The organism is Pseudomonas sp. VMV1 (assembly GCF_056790235.1).
Map to the genome: position 1 here is coordinate 160972 of NZ_JBXGSE010000003.1, position 18053 is coordinate 179024.

Genomic DNA, 18053 nt, shown 5'->3' on the forward strand with positions numbered 1-18053 from the left:
CTATAAAGATCTATAAAGGTCTTTAATCGACTTTAAAGCGTGCTCCGGTGAACTCACACTGGGATGCCGCTCACCGTTCTCGTCCCTTCTCCAACCGCCGCCGGATGCCTTCGGGCATATCGTCCGGCAGTGGCAGCCGGCCATCCGCCGACAGGGCCTCCAGGCCGGCTTCGTCCAGCAGCACCAGCAGCTCTTCCTTGAGGCGACTCAGGGCGAAGGCCTGCCAGGCGTCGCGTACCGAGGGGAAGAGCTCCAGCTCGTAGTCGAAGGTGCGGATCGGCCGCCGGCTCTCCAGGGCAGCGCGCAAGAGTGGCTGGGCGTGGGGATGGCGCAACTGGTGCAGAAAGGCTTCGCGCAGCTCCAGGCGGTCGTCCTGGGTCAGCCGCGGCAGCGGCAGGTAGCGTTCGGGATCTTCCAGCTCCTCGCGCTCTTCCAGACTGAGGTCGTCCGGGTCGAGCAGACGCAGGGCGCCGCTTTCGAGATCGAGGAAGTGGGTACCTCGCTCCCGGCTGTCGAGGGCGGCAGCCAGCAGATCGAGGTCGAGGGTGAGGGGGCGCATGGCAGGACTCCGGCACAGGCGAACAGGAGCGGAGCTCTATCTCCGCTCCTGTTGCGACCCTAGCACCGGAGCTGGCGTTCAGCCCTTCCGCTGATAGGGAAAGAAGCGCCGTTCGCGCAGGTCGTGCTCGATCTGCTCCAGGCTCTTGCCCTTGGTCTCCGGCACCAGGCGCCAGATGAACAGCAGGGCCACCAGGGAAATGCCGGCGTAGAGCCAGAAGGTATGGGCGGCGCCCAGCTTGGTCACCAGGCTCAGGGTGGTGAGGGTCACCAGCAGGTCGAAACCCCAGTGGCTGAAGGCGCCGACGCTGGCGCCCTTGCCGCGCACGAACAACGGATAGACCTCGGCGTTGATCAGCCAGATGCAGACGCCGAAGCCGCCGCAGTTGAGCATCAGGTAGGCGGCCAGGCAGGCCACCACCGTCCAGCGCTCGACATCGGTCTGGGGACCGGCACCCTGGAACAGGTAACCCATGATCGCCAGGGCGATGATGGAACCGGGGATCAGCGTCAGCAGGTAGCGACGACGACCGATGCGATCCACCAGGAAGCTGCCCACCACCGTCATGATCACCACCAGGATGGTGCTGCAGCCGGTGGCCAGCACCGCGGTCTGGTCGGAGAAACCGGCCTGGGTGAGGATGGTCGGTGCGTAGTAGATCAGGGCATTGTTGCCGGTGATCTGCGAGAACATGGCGATGCCGGCGCCCACCAGCAGGGCCGGCCGAACCCACGGCGAGAACAGATCGCTCCAGTTGCCTTCCGGCGCGTTGCTCACGGTCTTGATCTCGGCCAGTTCGGCCTCGGCCGCGGTCCTGCCACCCCGCACCCGTTCCAGCACCGCCAGGGCATCCTGTTCACGACCCTTGACCAGCAGCCAGCGCGGACTCTCCGGCAGCACCGCCATGCCCGCCAGCAGGATCAGCGCCGGCACCAGGCCGAGACCGAACATCCAGCGCCAGTGCTCGTCCAGGGCGAAACCGGTGAAATAGGCCACGGTGATACCGAACACCACCATGAACTGGAACAGCACCACCAGCTTGCCACGGTGCTCCGGTGGCGCCACCTCGGCGATATAGACCGGGATGATCTGGGTGGAACTGCCAGCCGACAGGCCGAGCAGGAAGCGCGACAGGATCAGCAGGGTGACGTTGGGCGACAGTGCCGAGAGCACCGACCCCAGGGCGAACACCAGGGCCACGCCGATGATGGTCTTGCGCCGGCCGAGCCGATCGGAGATCGGGCCGGTGCCGAGGCAGCCGAACAGGGCGCCAAAGATGATGGCGCCGGTCACCAGCTGCTTGACGGTGTCGTCCATGGCGAATTCGCGGCCAAGGCCGAGCAGGGCGACGCCGATGATGCCGGTGTCGTAACCGAACAGCAGGCCACCCAGGGCGGCGATCACGGCAATGAGCACGACCAGCCCCTTGCGCGGGGTGGCCGCCACGGGAGTGGCGAGCGAGGGTGATGAAGCGAGCATGGGAAATCCTTTCTTGTTTTGCCAGGGCAGGGATCGCGGCGACGACCTGATCCACCCGCGCGGGCGGGTCTCGGTGAGCATGACCCAGGGCAAACCACGGTGTTCAGGGCAGAGAAACGTTAGGTGAATCGTTTCACCTAATGATGCCAGTTGTAACAGAACTTGTGAAAAGCATCACGAATGCACGATCAACCCGGTTCTAGCTGCCGATGGTCAACTCCTGAAAGCGCTGTTCCGGCAGTGCGGCGGCGCCCTGCCCCGGGCGCAGCGGCTGATCGCCCAGACGCTCGACGAGGAAGTCGATGAATACCTTGAGCTTGGGCGGCAGATGGCGAGTGGCGGGATAGAGCAGCCAGGCGCCGCCATGGTAATGCGGCAGAAAGGACCATTCCGGCAGCACCTGGACGATCTCGCCACGGGCCAGGGCCGCCTCGGCGGTGAACAGCGGCAGACTGCCGATGCCGATATGGTTGAGCACCGCGTCCAGGCGCACCCCGGTGTGATTGGCGGCGTAGCGACCCCGGACGCTGACGTGGACCACCTTAGCGCCCTGGCGAAATTTCCAGCGCGAGTCGGCCGGCTCCTCGGCCAGGTAGATGCAGCTGTGCAGGGCCAGATCACGCGGGTGTGCTGGATTGCCGTGCTCGGCCAGATAGGCCGGCGTGGCGCAGAGTAGGTGGTCGATGGTGAGCAACTGGCGCCCGACCAGTCCCGGCGGCGGTCTATCGGTGATGCGAATGGCCAGATCGACGTTCTCGTCGATCAGGTCGACATGGCGGTCTTCCAACAGCAGCTGCACGTCCACTGCCGGATAGCGACGCAGGAAGTCGGCCATGTGCGGATGGATCACCGTGCTGCCCACCGCCTTGGGCACCGACAGCCGCACGACGCCGGCCGGCGCCTGATTGAACTGGCCGCTGACCTCCAGCACCGCCCGCGCCGCGCCGACCATGTCGCTGCAGCGCCGATAGACCTCCTCCCCCGCCTCCGACAACCGCAGCTTGCGCGTGCTGCGATTGAGCAGTCGAGTGCCCAGGGCCTTCTCCAGGCGCGCCACGCTGCGACTGGTGGACGAGGGAGTCAGCCCCAGCTGGCGGGCCGCCGCAGAGAAGCTGCCGCTCTCCACCACTCGCACGAAGATGGCCATCTCGCTGAGCAGCGGCAGGGGGAGATTTATGCTCACAGCGCAAAATTCCTTTGGAGAGAAGATGGATTATCACCCTTGTGTGCACTCTTTAAAATGAGGATGTTTCTCGTTTTCTAGGTAGTAGACGTATGACCGAGCGCCTGTATTTCCTGAGCGACAGCCTGATCGCCGAGGTCGAGGTCCACGCCTGTAGCGCCGCCGAAGAAGGTTATGTCGTCGAACTGCGCGCCACGCCCTTCCATCCCCAGGGCGGTGGTCAACCCAGCGACACCGGCTGGATCGGCACTGCCGAGGTGACCCGGGTGGTCCAGGACGGCGAGCGCATCCTGCACCACACCAACCGTGCCCTGCCGCCGGGTCGCGTGCTGGCGCGGGTCGATGAAGCGCGCCGCCAGCTGCACTCGCGGCTGCATTCGGCCGGGCATCTGCTCGGCCACATCGGCGAGACCCATGGCTGGAAGCCGGTCAAGGCCCATCACTGGCCGGGTGAAGGCCGTATCGAATTCGTCCCGGGGGAGGAAACCGTCGCCCTGGACGCCGAATCCCTGCAGGCGCACTTCGACGCCCTGGTGGAAGAAGACCTGCCGCTGCAGATCGAGGTGCAGGCCGACGGCCAGCGCCAGGTGCGCTTTGGCGAGGATGTGGCGCGCTATGCCTGCGGCGGGACCCACGTGCGGTCGCTGCGCGCGGTCGGCGCCCTGAGCGCCTTGGGCGTCAAGGAAAAGAAGGGACGCCTGCTGGTGAGCTACGACATGGCTGGCGCCTGATCAACCGCCCACCCTACCCCCAGAAAGGAAGCGCCATGCTGCTCGAACTCGACGCTCTCGACACCGAGAGCCTGCTCCGCCTCACCGCTGAAGACCTGCTGGCCGTGCGCATTCGCCAGTTCGTGCCACGTTCCTTGGCCAATGACCTGGGTCAGCAGATCCTCGGCAACGGCTTTGCCACCTACATCAACGCGCCCAGCATTGGCCGCATCGGCATGGCCTTCTACGAAGCGGAGCACCAGCGTGCGCAGATGGACGACTACTTCGCCAGCGTCACCAGCAACCTGGAAGAATTGCGTCGACGCTGTCGCCCCTATCTCAACCCCATCGATCTGGTGCGCTGCACCCTCGATGAGGTCTGGCCCGCGGGGGCCCAGCTGCAGACCCTCTGGGGCCGCAAGATGTACGTCGGTCTGTCGCGGGTGGTGAAGCCGGGGGTACGCTTTCTCGCCCACCACGACATCTTCGCCAAGGACGCCCCGGGCAGCGAAGAGGCCGAAAGCCTGGTGACCCAGCTGGCCTGCAACGTCTACCTGACCATGCCCAGCAGCGGCGGCGAACTGCAGCTCTGGTCGCGGGAACTGTCCCCGGAGGCCTTCGACGCCATGCGCGGCGACAGCTACGGCATCGAACCCGATCGCCTTGGCCCGCCCTGCCTGACCATCCGCCCCGACCCGGGCGACCTGATCCTTTTCAATTCCCGCCGCATGCACGCCGTGACCCCCGGCAACGATCAGCCGCGCCTGTCGCTGTCGTGCTTCGTCGGTTATCGCGGGGCTGCCGAACCCCTGACGTACTGGAGCTGACATGTCCCCCTACCTGAGCGAATTCCTCGCCCTGGCGACCATCCACTTTCTCGCGGTACTGGCACCCGGCCCGGATTTCGCCGTGACCGTACGTCAGAGCGTGAGATTCGGCCGCCTGATCGGTCTGTGCACCGCCCTGGGCATCGGCGCCGGCATCTCGGTGCACGTGCTCTATACCTTGCTGGGCATCGGCGCCCTGATGCACGCCACGCCCTGGCTGCTGGGGGTCGCCAAGATCGTCGGCGGCGCCTACATCCTCTGGCTGGGCTTCAACCTCATCCGCAGCAAGCCTACCGCCGCGCCGCTGGACGACAGCCAGTGGCAGGCCGCCGACCTGGAGCGCCAGTCGCCCGGCAAGGCCTTCCTGACCGGCTTTTTGACCAACGCCACCAACCCCAAGGCCACGCTGTTCTTCCTGGCCATATTCACCACCGTGGTCAGCGCCAGCACGCCGCTGACCGTACAGGGTCTCTATGGATTGTGGATGTGCGCGGTCAATGCCGCCTGGTTCGCCCTGGTCAGCCTGTTGTTTTCCAGTCCGCGCGTTCGCCGGACCTTTCTCCGCCTGGGCCACTGGTTCGAAAGAACCATGGGCCTGGTCTTGGTCTTCTTCGCCGGTCGACTGCTGTTGTCGGCGCTTTGACGTCAGCCACCCCGTTCTTTGGAGGTTCGCCATGCCTTACGTTCACCGCGCTCCCGCTGGAATTCCCACGGAAAAGTTTGTCGTCCGCCTACCCGATGGCATGCGTGAGCGCATCGCCGCCGTGGCGCGCTCCCATCGCCATAGCATGAATACCGAGATCGTCGCCTGGCTGGAGCGCAGCCTGGTGCAGGACGGGGTGCTGGAGCAGCAGCAGATCGACGAGGACGACGATCTGCTCAATGGCAATGAACAGCTGTTGCTACAACGCTTTCGCCAACTCAACGAGCGCCAGCAGAGGGCGCTGATCTCCGTGCTGGAGCTGGAGTTGCCGGTGCCCATGGCCAGCCGGGAAACCGCCTGAGCAGATCGACCGCGCCTGCCCAGGAGCCAGCCGTCAGCGTCGCCAGGCTGTCTTGAGGGCGCTGACAGTCGGCTTTCAAGTATCGACGGGGATGGCCGATGAAGGGAGTCTTCGAACTCTCTCTCGGTATTCCCATGTCTGCTTCCAAAGCCTCCTGGCTGAGCAATCTCGGCATTTCCAAGAAGCTGGCCCTGGGCTTTGGTGCCCTGCTGGTCATGGTGACGGTGGTGGCCCTGTTCGGCTATCTCACCGCCAACACCCTGCTCGACCGCATCACCAAGACGCGCTACAGCGGGGAGCTCAAGGCCCATATCCTCACCGTCCGTATCGACGAGAAGAACTACCTACTCGATCCCAGTGCCGCCAGCGTCACCAAGCAACAGGCCGATCTGGCCGTGGTCGCGGAAGATGTCGCCAAGGGCCTGATTCTGCTGAGCAACCCGGCCAACGTCGCCATCCTGCACAACATCCAGCAGGAGATGAAGACCTACCAGGAACGCTTCGCTGCCCTGCAGCAGTCCAGCCAGACCAGCGCCGAGGCGCAGAAGGAGCTGACCAAGGTCTCCGATACCGTCACCGAGACCTTCGATCAGCTGTTCGAGCGGGTCTTTGCTCCGGGTGGCAGCTACAGCACCGCCGACCTCAAGGCAGTGGCCGAGATGAAGGCGCAGATGGTCGGCGTGCGCCTGGCCATCCGCCGCTTCCTCGGGACTCCCGATGACAGCAAGTCCCAGGCGACCCTGAAGGTCATCGACGACCTGCTCAAGACCCTGGCGACCGCCCAGAAGCAGATCGATGGCGACACCGCCGCGCGCCTCTACAGCACCACCCAGGACGTGACCCGCTACCGCGCCTTCTTCGAGTCCATCGTCGCCCAGAATCGCCAGGCCCAAGCCGCGGTCGCCAGCCTGCAGGACCAGGGCAACAAGCTGGTGCAGTTGCTGGATCAGCTGGGCGAGGGTCAGCTCAAGTCCGCTGCCGCCGAACGTCAGGCCGCCCTGCTCAAGCTGCTGCTGACCAGCCTGGTCGCCCTGCTCATCGGCATCGCCGCCGCCTGGCTGATCGCCCGCCAGATCACCCAGCCGCTGGCGACCGCCATGGCCATGCTCAAGCGCGTCGCCGCCGGCGACCTGACCCCGAGCGATGCGGTGACCCGCCGTGACGAACTCGGCGAACTGCAGCGCACCACCCAGGCCATGGCCGCCGATCTGCGCCAGCTGGTCGGTGGCATCGCCAATGGCGTGGGGCAGCTCAGCAGCGCGGCCGACGAACTCTCGGCCTTTGGCGTCCAGACCAGCCGCGGCGCCACCCAGCAACGCGACGAGATGCACCAGGTGGCCACCGCCATGAACGAGATGGCGGCCACGGTGCACAACGTGGCGCAAAATACCGCCAACGCCTCCATCGCCGCGCAGAACGCCGATAGCATGGCCCGTGAGGGCAGCCGCACGGTCAAGCGCGCAGCCCAGGAAATCACCCTGGCGGCCGAAGAGGTTCAGGGCCTGGGCGCCGCCATGGAGCGCCTGGATGCCGCCAGCGGTCGCATCGGCAGCGTCATCGACGTGATCAAGGCGATCGCCGAGCAGACCAACTTGCTGGCGCTCAACGCCGCCATCGAAGCCGCCCGCGCGGGCGAGCAGGGTCGTGGCTTCGCCGTGGTGGCCGACGAGGTCCGGTCCCTGGCGCAGCGGACCCAGGAGTCCACCCAGGAAATCGGCGAACTCATCGCCACCTTGCAACAGGGCACCACCGAAGCCAGCACGCGGATGCAGGCCAGCCGTGACCGCACCCTGGGCACCGTGACCCTGGCCCAGGACGCCGAACGCGCCCTGGACGTCATCTACCAAACGGTGGCGGAAATCCAGAGCCTCAACCAGCAGATCGCCACCGCCGTGGAAGAGCAGAGCCTGGTGGCCGAGGAGATCAACGGCAACGTGGTCAAGGTCAGCGGCCTGGCCGAGGAATCCGCCAACGCCAATGCCCATGCCGCGGCGTCGGTCAGCGAACTGGCGCGGCTGGGCGGCGACCTCCAGCAGATGGTGGCGCGCTTCCGCGTCTGACCACTGCCCGGACGACGCCAGGCGCTGGTGTCGTCCGTCCTACCCCCGGGGCGTCAGCAACTGCCCCTGAATGCCGTCGCCGATCACCAGGAAGTGGCCACCGGCGACGTGGTGCAGGGTGCGCAAGGGATCCTGGCCGCTGAAGTCCCAACGGCCATCACGAAACACCCGAGTATCGGCCTGGGCAGCGACCACCTCGCCGAGGAACAGGTCGTAACCCTGCTGGTTGTGCGGCTCGGGCAGCAGCCGGCATTCCAGCCAGGCCACACACCCGGCGATCCGCGGCGCCGCGATCCGTTCACCCGCCAGGGTCTCGATGCCATAGGCGGCGAACTTGTCGAGCTCGCGCCCGGTGGTATTGCCGACCGTCTGCACCAGATCCACCTGGGCCACGCAAGGCACGTTGAGCACGAAGCTGCCCTCGGCTTCCAAGAGCTCACGGGTCCAGGTCTGCTTGTCCAGCACCACCGCCACCTTGCACGGCTCGAAATCCACCGCCATGGCCCAGGCCGCGGCCATGACGTTGCGCCGGCCGTCGTGGGCGGCGCTGACCAGTACCGTGGGTCCGTGGTTGAGCAGGCGATAGGCCTTGGCCAGGGGGACGGCGGCGAGGGTCGAATTCATGGACACACTCCAGCGGGAAAAGCCCTCAGGGTAACGCAGCGGTTGCCATTCGGCGCCGCACGGGTAAAAAAATGCCGCTTTGCGCCGCCATGGCCTAAACGCCGGGAGACATCCAGGGTCTATCGCCCACTCCCGGTATGGGACCGACAAGAAACCTGCGTTAAGGATGACCTCTATGCCCACTCGCCTGGCTCTCTCCGCCCTGCTGTTCTGCGCCTGTTATCTCGGTCTGCCGCTGGCCCATGCCCAGACCGCCAGCCCATCGCACGAGACTTCCGCTACCCAGCCACTCCTCTCCAGCTCCATCAACGACTTCACCAACGAAGACTGGGATCGGGGCGTGCTGCGACGGGTCGCGGGGCTGACCATTCCGGCCACGCCAGCCAACGTCGAGGGCTTCATCAGTGGGCGTCAGGTCCAGCTGGGCGATGGTGAATGGCGTGCCATCACCGAGGTGCAGCGCGTCGGCGACAATCTGGCGGTGTTCCTCGACGGTACCCCGCTGGACGCCGAGGCCGTAGGCTATCCCCGGCGCCTGGCGGTGGATGACGCCCCCGGCACCGGTCGTCATCTGCAGCGCCTGCCGGGGCGCTTCAGCACCCCGATCAACGACTTCACCAACCAGGACTGGCTCAAGGGCGTCTACCGCAAGGCCGCCGGCATCTCCATTCCGGTCACCGAGCGTAATCGCGAAGAATTCAAGACCGGCGCCATCGTCCGCCTGGCCGACGGCCAGGACTATGCCGTCACCTACGTCAACGAATTCGGCCGCAGCATGGCGGTATTTCTCGACAGTCCGGCGCTGCCCGGAGAGAAGTACGGTTATCCGCGCCAGCTGACCTTCGTCGCGCCACCGCCCAAGCCCTGAGACCGGGGCGGACCGGCGCTGGTAGAATCCCCCGCCCAGCGTCGTCCCACCGGTCCGCCATGTCCAAGCTCAATCCCCGCCAGGCCGAAGCCGTGGCCTACATCAGCGGCCCCCTGCTGGTGCTGGCCGGTGCCGGCTCCGGCAAGACCAGCGTCATCACCCGCAAGATCGCCTACCTCGTACAGCAGTGCGGTATCCGCGCCCAGTACATCTGCGCCGTGACCTTCACCAACAAGGCGGCGCGGGAGATGAAGGCGCGGGTGGCCAGCCTGCTCAAGGCCGGCGAAGGCCGCGGCCTGACCGTCTCCACCTTCCACAACCTCGGGTTGAACATCATCCGCCGCGAGTACGTGCACCTGGGCTACAAGCCGGGCTTCTCGATCTTCGACGAGGGCGACATCAAGGCGCTGCTCACCGACATCATGCAGAAGGAATACCAGGGCGACGACGGCCTGGACGAGATCAAGAACTACATCGGCAACTGGAAGAACGACCTCATCCTGCCGGAGGAAGCCCTGGAAAAGGCGCGCACGCCCAAGGAGCAGACCGCCGCGGTGGTCTACCTGCACTACCAGCGCACCCTCAAGGCCTATAACGCGGTCGACTTCGACGACCTCATCCTGATGCCGGTGAAGCTGTTCCAGGAGCACCCCGAGGTGCTGGAGCGCTGGCGCAATCGCATCCGCTACATGCTGGTGGACGAATACCAGGACACCAACACCAGCCAGTACCTGCTGGTGAAGATGCTGGTGCAGGAGCGCGCCCAGTTCACCGTGGTGGGCGACGACGACCAGTCGATCTACGCCTGGCGCGGGGCGCGGCCGGAAAACCTGATGCAGCTCAAAGACGACTTCCCTTCGCTCAAGGTGGTGATGCTGGAGCAGAACTATCGCTCCACCAGCCGCATCCTCAAGTGCGCCAATGTGCTCATCGCCAACAACCCCCACGTGTTCGAGAAGCAGCTGTGGAGCGAGATGGGGCATGGCGACCCGATCCGGGTGCTGCGCTGCAAGAACGAGGACGGCGAGGCCGAGCGCATCGCCCTGGAAATCCTCACCCTGCACCTCAAGACCCAGCGACCCTACGCGGACTTCGCCATCCTCTATCGTGGCAACCACCAGGCCAAGCTGATGGAGCTCAAGCTGCAGCACCATCAGATCCCCTACCGACTCTCCGGCGGTACCAGCTTCTTTGCCCGTCAGGAGGTCAAGGACGTGATGTCCTACCTGCGCCTGCTGGTGAATCCGGACGACGACAACGCCTTCCTGCGGGTGATCAACGTGCCGCGCCGGGAGATCGGCTCCACCACCCTGGAAAAGCTCGGCAACTATGCCGGCAGCCGCGACCTGTCGATGTATGCCGCGGCCGACGAGATCGGTCTGGGCGAGCACCTGGATGCCCGCTTCACCGAGCGCCTGGGGCGCTTCAAGCGCTGGATGGATGGCGTGCGCAAGAACTGCGCCGGCGAAGATCCCATCGGCGCCCTGCGCAGCATGGTGATGGACATCGACTACGAGAACTGGATTCGGCAGAACGCCAGCTCCGACAAGGTCGCCGACTTCCGCATGGGCAACGTCTGGTTCCTCATGGATGCGCTGAAGAACATCCTGGAAAAGGACGAGGAAGGCCAGATGACCATCGAGGATGCCATCGCCAAGCTGGTCCTGCGCGACATGCTCGAACGCCAGCAGGAGGAAGAGGAAGGCGCCGACGGGGTGCAGATGATGACCCTGCACGCTTCCAAGGGCCTGGAATTTCCCTATGTGTTCATCATGGGCATGGAGGAAGAGATCCTCCCGCACCGCTCCAGCATCGAGGCCGACACCATCGAAGAGGAGCGCCGCCTGGCCTACGTGGGCATTACCCGCGCGCGCCAGACCCTGGCCTTTACCTACGCCACCCGGCGCAAGCAGTACGGCGAGCTGATCGACTGCACCCCCAGCCGCTTCCTCGACGAATTGCCTCCCGAGGACCTGCAATGGGAAGGGCTGGAAGAGGCCCCCCAGGAACAGAAGGCCGCCCGCGGCAACGACGCCCTGGCGGCGATGCGGGCGATGCTGAAGAAGGGCTAGCGTAGGGCGCAGGAACCGGGCCGTCGCGCCCTGGCTACTGGCGCCGCTGACCCTGGCTATCGCTGCCGGTGGCGGCGCCTGGTGGTTTCCCAGGTTTGGTACGAAAAGTCGTCGAGCGCAGGCAAGGCGGAATCGGTGAGGAAGCGGATAGGGCGTGCGCTCCACACCGCCTGGTCAAGCCTGGGTACCTTTCCGACAGCGCCTAGGCTATTGGCAACATCGAGCCATCATCCCACCCCCTGGCCGTCCCCTGCCGGACGCGCCTGAGCCGGGCGTATCTTGGGCGCCACATGGGTAGCCCAGAGGCTGGTGGCGATGGGGGTCAGGGCCGCCGTGAGCACTACGCAGACGGCCACTAGCGCTGTGGCGGCCGGGGCTTCGGCGGCGAAGGTCGGTGCCGCCTGGGCTACCAGGTGCGGCGTGGCGACCGCCGCACCGGCGGTGCTGGAGGCCGCGATACCGGCCGTGCCGCGCCCGCCGCCTATCAGGATGTCCGCCGCCACCAGGGCGCTGCCCGACACCAGCACCACCGCCAGGGCCAGCAGCACCCCGAGCAGCCCCGTGGTCATGAGCACCCGCAGGTCGATGGTGTTGCCCAGGGCGAAGGCGAAGAAGGGCACCAGGATACGTGGCGCCCGCGACAGGAAATCACGCAGCTCCGGATCGAGATTGCCGAGCGCGAAGCCTGCCAGGAAAGGCATGACGACGCCGACCAGCAGGCGCGGCTCGAAGCTCGCCAGCCCGGTCGAGCCGAGGATCAGCATGGTCACCAGGGGCCCGGACTCCAGGCCCATCAAGACCGTGGCGCCGGCTTCCTCGCGGGTGCCGTATTCCTCCATGAGCGAGGCATAGAGCCCGGCATTGGTCATGTCCAAGGCCGCCACGACGGCGAGTACCGACAAGCCAACGAAGAATCCGGACGTCACCCCACCGCTGGGCAACAGCTGCACGAGCAGCACGGCCACCAGCCAGGCGGTACCGATCTTGGTCAGGATCAGGGTGCCCGATTTGCGCAGCAGGGTACCGGTCGTTCGCAGGGGAATGGCGGCGCCCAGGCAGAACAGCCAGACCGCCAGGATGGGCACGATGCCGGTGATGAGACCCTGGGTGAAGGAGCCGAAGTAAGGACCGATTCCTGGCCAACTGGTATGCAGCACTGCCCCCAGCAAGAGCTGGCACCAGCATCAGGCCGCCCGGGATACGCTCGATCGTCGCTTTGATTTTCATGGCGTCACCGAAGTGGACATTCATCCTGGAGAGCGGGCGGACCCGCTCCCGACCACGAGAAAAGGCTCTAGGAAGCTACTTTGCCAAAAGTCCAAGATCAAAAGAGAGGCAGGCGCAAGCGCGGCAGCCAGGGCTGACAATGAAGCGCTCACCGCTGCCCTTTCCTCACCAAGCCTGCCGCAATCGCCGGCTGCTCGGCGCCCTGTGCCGGCCATTTGCCGCGCCTGGCCCAGGTTATTGGTCTGGAAGAGGCCTCAGGAACAGAAGACCACCCGCGGCAGCGATGCCCTGGCTGCGATACGGGCGATGCTCAAGCGGGGTCCTTGGCGGGATCGCCCTCACCCCAGCCCTCTCCCGGAGGGAGAGGGGGCTAGCAGGTGCAGCCTCGGACTTGGGCACGATCTTCCTGGCTCGGGCGATACACAGCTTCACTCTGCACCGATCGATCCCCTCTCCCTCTGGGAGAGGGTTAGGGTGAGGGCCCACCCCGCTTCAGACTGACACGCCCCAAACGACACCGCCCCCACGCCATACAGGCCATGGGGGCGGAGCGATTGCCGTGCTCAGGTCCTACTTGGTGAGGGCTAGTAAGGACAGGCTTGGGCAAGCCATCCCAGGCTCGGGCGATACCCCCAAGCTTCACTCTGCGCCGATCGATCCCCTCTCCCCCTGGGAGAGGGTTAGGGTGAGGGCCCACCCCGTTCCAAACTGACACGCCCCAAACGACACCGCCCCCACGCCATACAGGCCGTGGGGGCGGGGCGATCGCCGTGTTCAGGTCTTACTTGGCGAAGCTGGTCACCATGTCGAAGATCGGCTTGGGACGCTTGAGGTCATACATCATCCCGAAGTGCCGCTCGTGGACCACCGAGAGGCTCGGCTCGTCGAGCAGTTCGTAGACGTTGATCTCGGCCACCACATCCCGGTAGCTGGTGTTGAGCACCGTGAGCATCTGCTTGACGCTGTCGTAGCAGGCCCGATCGCCGTCACGGCCGCCATCGGTGTTGCCCTGGTAGACGTTGCCGCAGTTCATCTCGTTGAAGAACACCTTGGTCTTGTACTTGTTGGCCATGGCGCGTATCTGGCCCAGGTACATGTCCATCCAGTAGCCCTTGTCGTCGACATAGGGGTAGTAGTGGAAGCTGATGTAGTCGAAGTTGAAGCCCGACGCCTTGGCCTGGTCGAGGAACCACATGGCCCCATTGCGATCACCCGGGCAACGCGAGGTGGTGGTGCGATCATCCGAGTTGCACGCCATCACGTTGATGGTGGTCTTGAGGTTGGCGCCCAGCTCGTCCGAGGCCTGCTTGATGCCGCGATAGATCCCGACCAGGGTGTTGATGCGATCCTGCGCACCGGCCTTGGCGTAGTCCTGCTCGTTGCCGATCTCCCAGATCTTGATGTCGTTGGCGTAGCGCTTGGCCAGGGTATAGGCCTGCGCCTGGGTCAGCTTGTGGGTGATCACCGGCCGCAGGGTGATGTTGTACTTGCGGGCCAGGGACACCAGCCGATCCAGCTCGGGCAGGTTGGTCACCAGATACTCGCCGGAGCGATAGGTGCGCAGATTGCGCGCCGCCAGTAGCTGCAGGCGGGCCTCCATCTCGGCAGGCGGATAGGCTGCGCTGTTGTCGTGGCCGACCACCCCTAGGGGGATGTTCTTGTAGCCGGTCAACGGCGTTGAGGCGACCAGACCGCTGGCGACCGGCAGGACCACGTTCTGCACCGGTTGCACGCTGGCCGCGGGGGCCGGCGTGGTGGTGGTGCCCTGGGCCAGCGCCGTGCTCACCTTCTTGTCGAAGAAGGCCTTGTCGTCACCAGCGGCAGCGCGCAGGACTTCCAGCGGCAGGTTGGCACGCGAGGTCACGCCATTGGCCAGACGGCTGCTCCAGTAGGCGCTGCCACTGCTGTCGGCGCTGCGGCCATAGAGGTTCTGATAGACCTTGTTGACCAGAGCGGCGCCACTCAGCGAGCCATAGAGGGTAGTGGCTTCGCCATTGCCGGCGAAGGTGGCCGCCAGCTGTTCGACGCTCATGTCGCCGGCCAGGCGGGAGGCCCAGTAGTTCAGCCCGCCGGCATCGGCCGCCCGGCCGTAGTAGGCCAGGTAGAGCTGCTCGACGGTGGTCAGCTTGGAGGCATTGGCGGCATTGCCCGCGGTGCCAGTGGCTGCTCCGGTGGTCGCCCCGGTAGTGGCCGTGCTACCTGCAGGAGTGGTGGTGCCCGCGGCCGGGGCGGCGCCCGTGAGGGTGCCGGCGGTCGTGCCGGTGGTCGCCCCGGCGGTGCCGGTAGCACCGGTACCACCGGTGTTGCCGGCGGTTGCCCCGCCGGTCGCAGCCTGGGGCTTGGCCGGGGTAGCGGCGGTCGGCGTTACCTGGGGGCCGATGCCCGCGCAGCTGTCCTTGTCGAGGTACTTGGCCAGCACCGCCCACTGGGGACGCTCCTTGCCATTGATGGGCTCGACCGCCTGGTTGTAGGTGCCCCAGCCGGGACCGGCAGCCCAGTAGGTGGCCGGAATGCAGTTCTGCTTCAGATAGGCGAGCATGCTGTCGAGAATGGGCAACCAGCGCGCATCTGTGTCAGGTACGCCGAAGCCACCGATGAAGCCACGCTTGTTGTTGGCCTTGAGCCAGGTGACGAAAGGCTTGAGGCGCTCGACGCCATAGTTGGGCGCCAGGCTGGCCACGTTCAGGTTGGTATCGAAGAAGGCCTGGGCCATGAAGATCAGGTTGTTGGCCGGATCGTTCAGCTTGAGCAGGGCGTCGTTCCACTGCGGCCAGCGGGTGGTATCGGCCCAGCCATTGCCCTCGATGAAGATGGGATGGGTCGAATCGACCGCACGGACACCGTTGATGCCGTACTGGGCGGCGATCGGCCAGTTGCTCACGGCGTCATGGGGCTCGTTCATGATGTCGTAGCCATAGAGCGCCTGATGAGTGCCCCAGCGCTGCGCGATGCGGGTCATCAGGTTCTGGAAGGCCTCGTAGGGCACTTCGCCCGCGCCGATGACCTTGCCCTGGTAGCGGGCGTAGTTGTGCAGATCGAGGATGACCTTGACCCCGTACTTCTGGGCATAGCCCAGGGTGCGATCGACCAGTGCCGCATAGGCCGGGTCGAGATTGACCCCCATGGACGGTTGCAGGCGCTCCCAGAGAATGGGGAAGCGCACCAGCTTCACGCCCTTGGCGCTCCACTGCTGGAAATGGCTCTCGGCCGGGAAGATGAAGTTGCGGTCGTTGACACCGGGCAGTACTTGGGCCGCGAAGGTGGCGCCGGAGAAGTTGAGACCGACCAGGTCAACGGCCTGGGCGGAGGTGGCAAGCGAAGCGGTGGCGAACAGGGCAGGCAACAGCAGCGCCTGACGCGGCAGGCGGCGGGAGATAGAGCTCAGGATAGTCATGCAGTGGAACCAGATAGGCCGAGGTGCGCGATTCGATCCGTGCATCCCACCTCGGTACAGCAGGAAAACTGCCAGGGAAGATCGTTTACCCGGCACCCGCAAAGCCTAGTGCAAGCGCTAGACCAATAAGAACCCGTGCCATCATCAGGCAGGGGTGAACGCGGTGTTTTGCCAGATGTACGGTGCCGATGATGGCACTTTCCCTACCAATTTCCTGTGACTACCCGGTCACGCGATGAGGCTATCCTCGCTTGAAGTCAGACTTGTCCGCTTTCTGACGCCCTAGGGCGCTCCGGCATAGCGACGGATGAGTTCCATGACCGGTTTGGGGCGGTCCAGGTCATACATGAGCCCAAAGTGCCGCTCGTGGGGAATCGAGTGGGTCGGCTCATCGAGCAGTTCGTAGACGTTGATCTCGCGCACGATGTCGCGATAGCGCCCATTGAGTTCGGACAGGATGGCCTCAAGGCTGTCATGGCAGCTGCGATCACCTGGTCGTCCCCCATCGGTGGTGCCCTTGTAGATCTCGCCGCAGTTGACCTCATTGAAGAAGATCCGCGTGCGGTACTTTTCCGCCATGGCGCGCATCTGGCCCAGGTAGAGATCCATCCAGTGGCCACGATCGTGGTAGTGCGGGTAGTAGTGGAAGCTGATGTAGTCGAAGTCGAAGCCGGCCGCCTTGGCCTGGTCGAGAAACCACATGGAGCCCAGCCGATCCCCGGGGCAGCGTGCCTTGGGACCCTTCTCGCCAGGATTGCAGGACATCACGTTGATGGTGGTCTCGAGGCCTGCGTTCAGTTCGTCTGAAGCCCGGCGGATACCGCGGTAGATGTCCACCAGCCGACTGATGCGAATACTGGCGCCTACCCGCGAATAGTCCTGCTCGTTGCCGATCTCCCAGATCTTGATGTCGTTGGCATAGCGCTTGGCCAGGGCATAGGCCTGGGCCTGGGTCAGCTGCCGGGTGATCACCGGACGCAGGGTGATGTTGTACTGGCGGGCCAGGGCGACCAGGCGATCCATCCGCGGGGGATCCAGCAGCAGAAATTCGCCGGAGCGATAGCTGCGCAGGTTGTAGCGGTCGAGTAGCTGCAGCCGCTGCTCCATCTGCGCCTCGGGATAGGCGGCATTGTTGTCGTGCCCGACCACACCCAGGGGAATGAAGGGCAATTCGGGCAGGGCCACGGGATCGTTGGCCTGCACCGTGCCCCCCCACAACAGGGCCGCGACCAGACCAAGGCCGTACCAGGGCGAAACGCTAGGCATCATGCGCATCCTTGCAAAGAGGAGTTCCAGCGCGCGAGCATGGCAAAGCGCCGCCACGGTCTCAACGCCAAGGCTGGCCAGCCTGCGACGCCCCGCACATCTGCACAGGTTACAGTGAGTGTCCGCGCGTCCCGCCAAGGATCTGCCCATGACTGCCTCCCTGCTGCTGGCCCAGGCCTGCAACAATCGCTGGTCCAATCACCGACTGCTCACGGCCTGTGCCGGCTTGTCCACCGATGCCTTGCGCGCGCCCCAGCCCGCGGCCTTTTTCGGCTCGCTCTGGGCCCTGCTTGGCCATCTACTCGACGTGGATCTTTTCTACCTGGACGCCCTGCATCATCAGCCGCGCTCCTATCGTGACCACGCCTGGCCGGACCTAGCGACGCTGAGCGAAGCCCAGGCCGCCAGCGACTTGCGCCTGATGACCCTGTGCCGCGATCTCGATCCGGCGCGCCTGGCGCAGACCCTTACCCTGCCTCGCGCCAGCGGTCCTGTCCGCGAACAGGCCGGGCGGGTCCTGCAGCATCTCTTCGTACACCAGCTGCATCATCGCGGTCAGGCCCATGCCCTGCTCCTGGCGAGCGGCGTGGCGCCCCCGCAACTGGACGAATTCTTTCTCGCTCAGGACGAACCGCTACGCCGGGCGGAGCTGGCTTTGCTGGGGATCGACGAAGAGGAGTTGTGGGGAATCGCCCTGTAGGTAGGGTTGAGCGCAGCGAAGCCCAGCGGGCCTTACCTCAGCGTGGTGGCAATGTTGGGCTTCGACGATGGAGCTGTTTC

General features: G+C 65.3%; 15 protein-coding genes and 1 pseudogene. 9 read left to right on the forward strand and 7 right to left on the reverse strand.

Annotated elements, in window-relative coordinates; translation table 11 throughout:
• Positions 1 to 70: 70 nt before the first annotated feature.
• The 3 genes from ACUCV0_RS10800 to ACUCV0_RS10810 all read right to left on the reverse strand — a co-directional run bounded on the left by ACUCV0_RS10800 (position 71) and on the right by ACUCV0_RS10810 (position 3221).
• The gene (locus tag ACUCV0_RS10800; RefSeq protein WP_482212664.1) at positions 71 to 559 is read right to left on the reverse strand and encodes a UPF0158 family protein; all 489 of its coding nucleotides are present in this window, start codon (positions 557 to 559) and stop codon (positions 71 to 73) included.
• Positions 560 to 637: 78 nt separating this feature from the next.
• Positions 638 to 2038, reverse strand: a complete 1401-nt coding sequence (locus tag ACUCV0_RS10805) for a sugar porter family MFS transporter (RefSeq protein WP_271653651.1) — start codon at positions 2036 to 2038, stop codon at positions 638 to 640.
• A 199-nt stretch (positions 2039 to 2237) separates the two neighbouring features.
• Positions 2238 to 3221: a LysR family transcriptional regulator gene (locus tag ACUCV0_RS10810; protein ID WP_271653650.1), complete on the reverse strand. Its 984-nt coding sequence runs from the start codon at positions 3219 to 3221 to the stop codon at positions 2238 to 2240.
• Positions 3222 to 3313: 92 nt separating this feature from the next.
• Here ACUCV0_RS10810 and ACUCV0_RS10815 point away from each other — a divergent pair, with 92 nt between their 5' ends.
• The 6 genes and pseudogenes from ACUCV0_RS10815 to ACUCV0_RS10840 all read left to right on the forward strand — a co-directional run bounded on the left by ACUCV0_RS10815 (position 3314) and on the right by ACUCV0_RS10840 (position 7822).
• On the forward strand, positions 3314 to 3952 hold the full coding sequence (locus ACUCV0_RS10815; protein ID WP_059313224.1) for an alanyl-tRNA editing protein: 639 nt from the start codon (positions 3314 to 3316) through the stop codon (positions 3950 to 3952).
• Positions 3953 to 3987: 35 nt separating this feature from the next.
• Positions 3988 to 4758, forward strand: a complete 771-nt coding sequence (locus tag ACUCV0_RS10820; protein WP_271653649.1) for a 2OG-Fe(II) oxygenase family protein — start codon at positions 3988 to 3990, stop codon at positions 4756 to 4758.
• A 1-nt stretch (position 4759) separates the two neighbouring features.
• Positions 4760 to 5401 carry a LysE family translocator gene (locus ACUCV0_RS10825; protein ID WP_059313222.1) on the forward strand — a complete coding sequence of 214 codons (642 nt, stop codon included), beginning with the start codon at positions 4760 to 4762 and terminating at the stop codon, positions 5399 to 5401.
• 31 nt (positions 5402 to 5432) lie between these two features.
• Positions 5433 to 5762, forward strand: a complete 330-nt coding sequence (locus ACUCV0_RS10830) for an Arc family DNA-binding protein (RefSeq protein ID WP_059313221.1) — start codon at positions 5433 to 5435, stop codon at positions 5760 to 5762.
• Positions 5763 to 5977: 215 nt separating this feature from the next.
• Positions 5978 to 7123, forward strand: a pseudogene (locus ACUCV0_RS10835) (methyl-accepting chemotaxis protein); the annotation flags it as partial.
• The gene (locus tag ACUCV0_RS10840) at positions 7097 to 7822 is read left to right on the forward strand and encodes a methyl-accepting chemotaxis protein (RefSeq protein ID WP_482212971.1); all 726 of its coding nucleotides are present in this window, start codon (positions 7097 to 7099) and stop codon (positions 7820 to 7822) included. The pseudogene ACUCV0_RS10835 and the gene ACUCV0_RS10840, both read left to right, overlap by 27 nt.
• A gap of 39 nt (positions 7823 to 7861) precedes the next feature.
• Here ACUCV0_RS10840 and ACUCV0_RS10845 read toward each other — a convergent pair whose 3' ends face one another.
• Positions 7862 to 8446 carry a flavin reductase family protein gene (locus tag ACUCV0_RS10845; protein WP_059313219.1) on the reverse strand — a complete coding sequence of 195 codons (585 nt, stop codon included), beginning with the start codon at positions 8444 to 8446 and terminating at the stop codon, positions 7862 to 7864.
• 175 nt (positions 8447 to 8621) lie between these two features.
• On the opposite strand from ACUCV0_RS10845, the gene ACUCV0_RS10850 reads away from it, so the two are divergent.
• Entirely contained in the window at positions 8622 to 9314 is a 693-nt protein-coding gene (locus ACUCV0_RS10850; RefSeq protein WP_482212665.1) for a hypothetical protein, read from the forward strand.
• A 59-nt stretch (positions 9315 to 9373) separates the two neighbouring features.
• Positions 9374 to 11386 carry a DNA helicase Rep gene (rep, locus tag ACUCV0_RS10855; protein ID WP_271653646.1) on the forward strand — a complete coding sequence of 671 codons (2013 nt, stop codon included), beginning with the start codon at positions 9374 to 9376 and terminating at the stop codon, positions 11384 to 11386.
• 227 nt (positions 11387 to 11613) lie between these two features.
• Here rep and ACUCV0_RS10860 read toward each other — a convergent pair whose 3' ends face one another.
• The 3 genes from ACUCV0_RS10860 to ACUCV0_RS10870 all read right to left on the reverse strand — a co-directional run bounded on the left by ACUCV0_RS10860 (position 11614) and on the right by ACUCV0_RS10870 (position 17273).
• Positions 11614 to 12555 (reverse strand): 2-keto-3-deoxygluconate permease, encoded by a 942-nt coding sequence (locus ACUCV0_RS10860; RefSeq protein ID WP_482212666.1) that lies wholly within the window; start codon positions 12553 to 12555, stop codon positions 11614 to 11616.
• An 839-nt stretch (positions 12556 to 13394) separates the two neighbouring features.
• On the reverse strand, positions 13395 to 16007 hold the full coding sequence (locus ACUCV0_RS10865) for a cellulase family glycosylhydrolase (protein ID WP_482212667.1): 2613 nt from the start codon (positions 16005 to 16007) through the stop codon (positions 13395 to 13397).
• A 282-nt stretch (positions 16008 to 16289) separates the two neighbouring features.
• Entirely contained in the window at positions 16290 to 17273 is a 984-nt protein-coding gene (locus tag ACUCV0_RS10870; RefSeq protein ID WP_454252305.1) for a glycosyl hydrolase 53 family protein, read from the reverse strand.
• 148 nt (positions 17274 to 17421) lie between these two features.
• Here ACUCV0_RS10870 and ACUCV0_RS10875 point away from each other — a divergent pair, with 148 nt between their 5' ends.
• Positions 17422 to 17973, forward strand: a complete 552-nt coding sequence (locus tag ACUCV0_RS10875) for a DinB family protein (protein ID WP_482212668.1) — start codon at positions 17422 to 17424, stop codon at positions 17971 to 17973.
• Positions 17974 to 18053 lie beyond the last annotated feature (80 nt).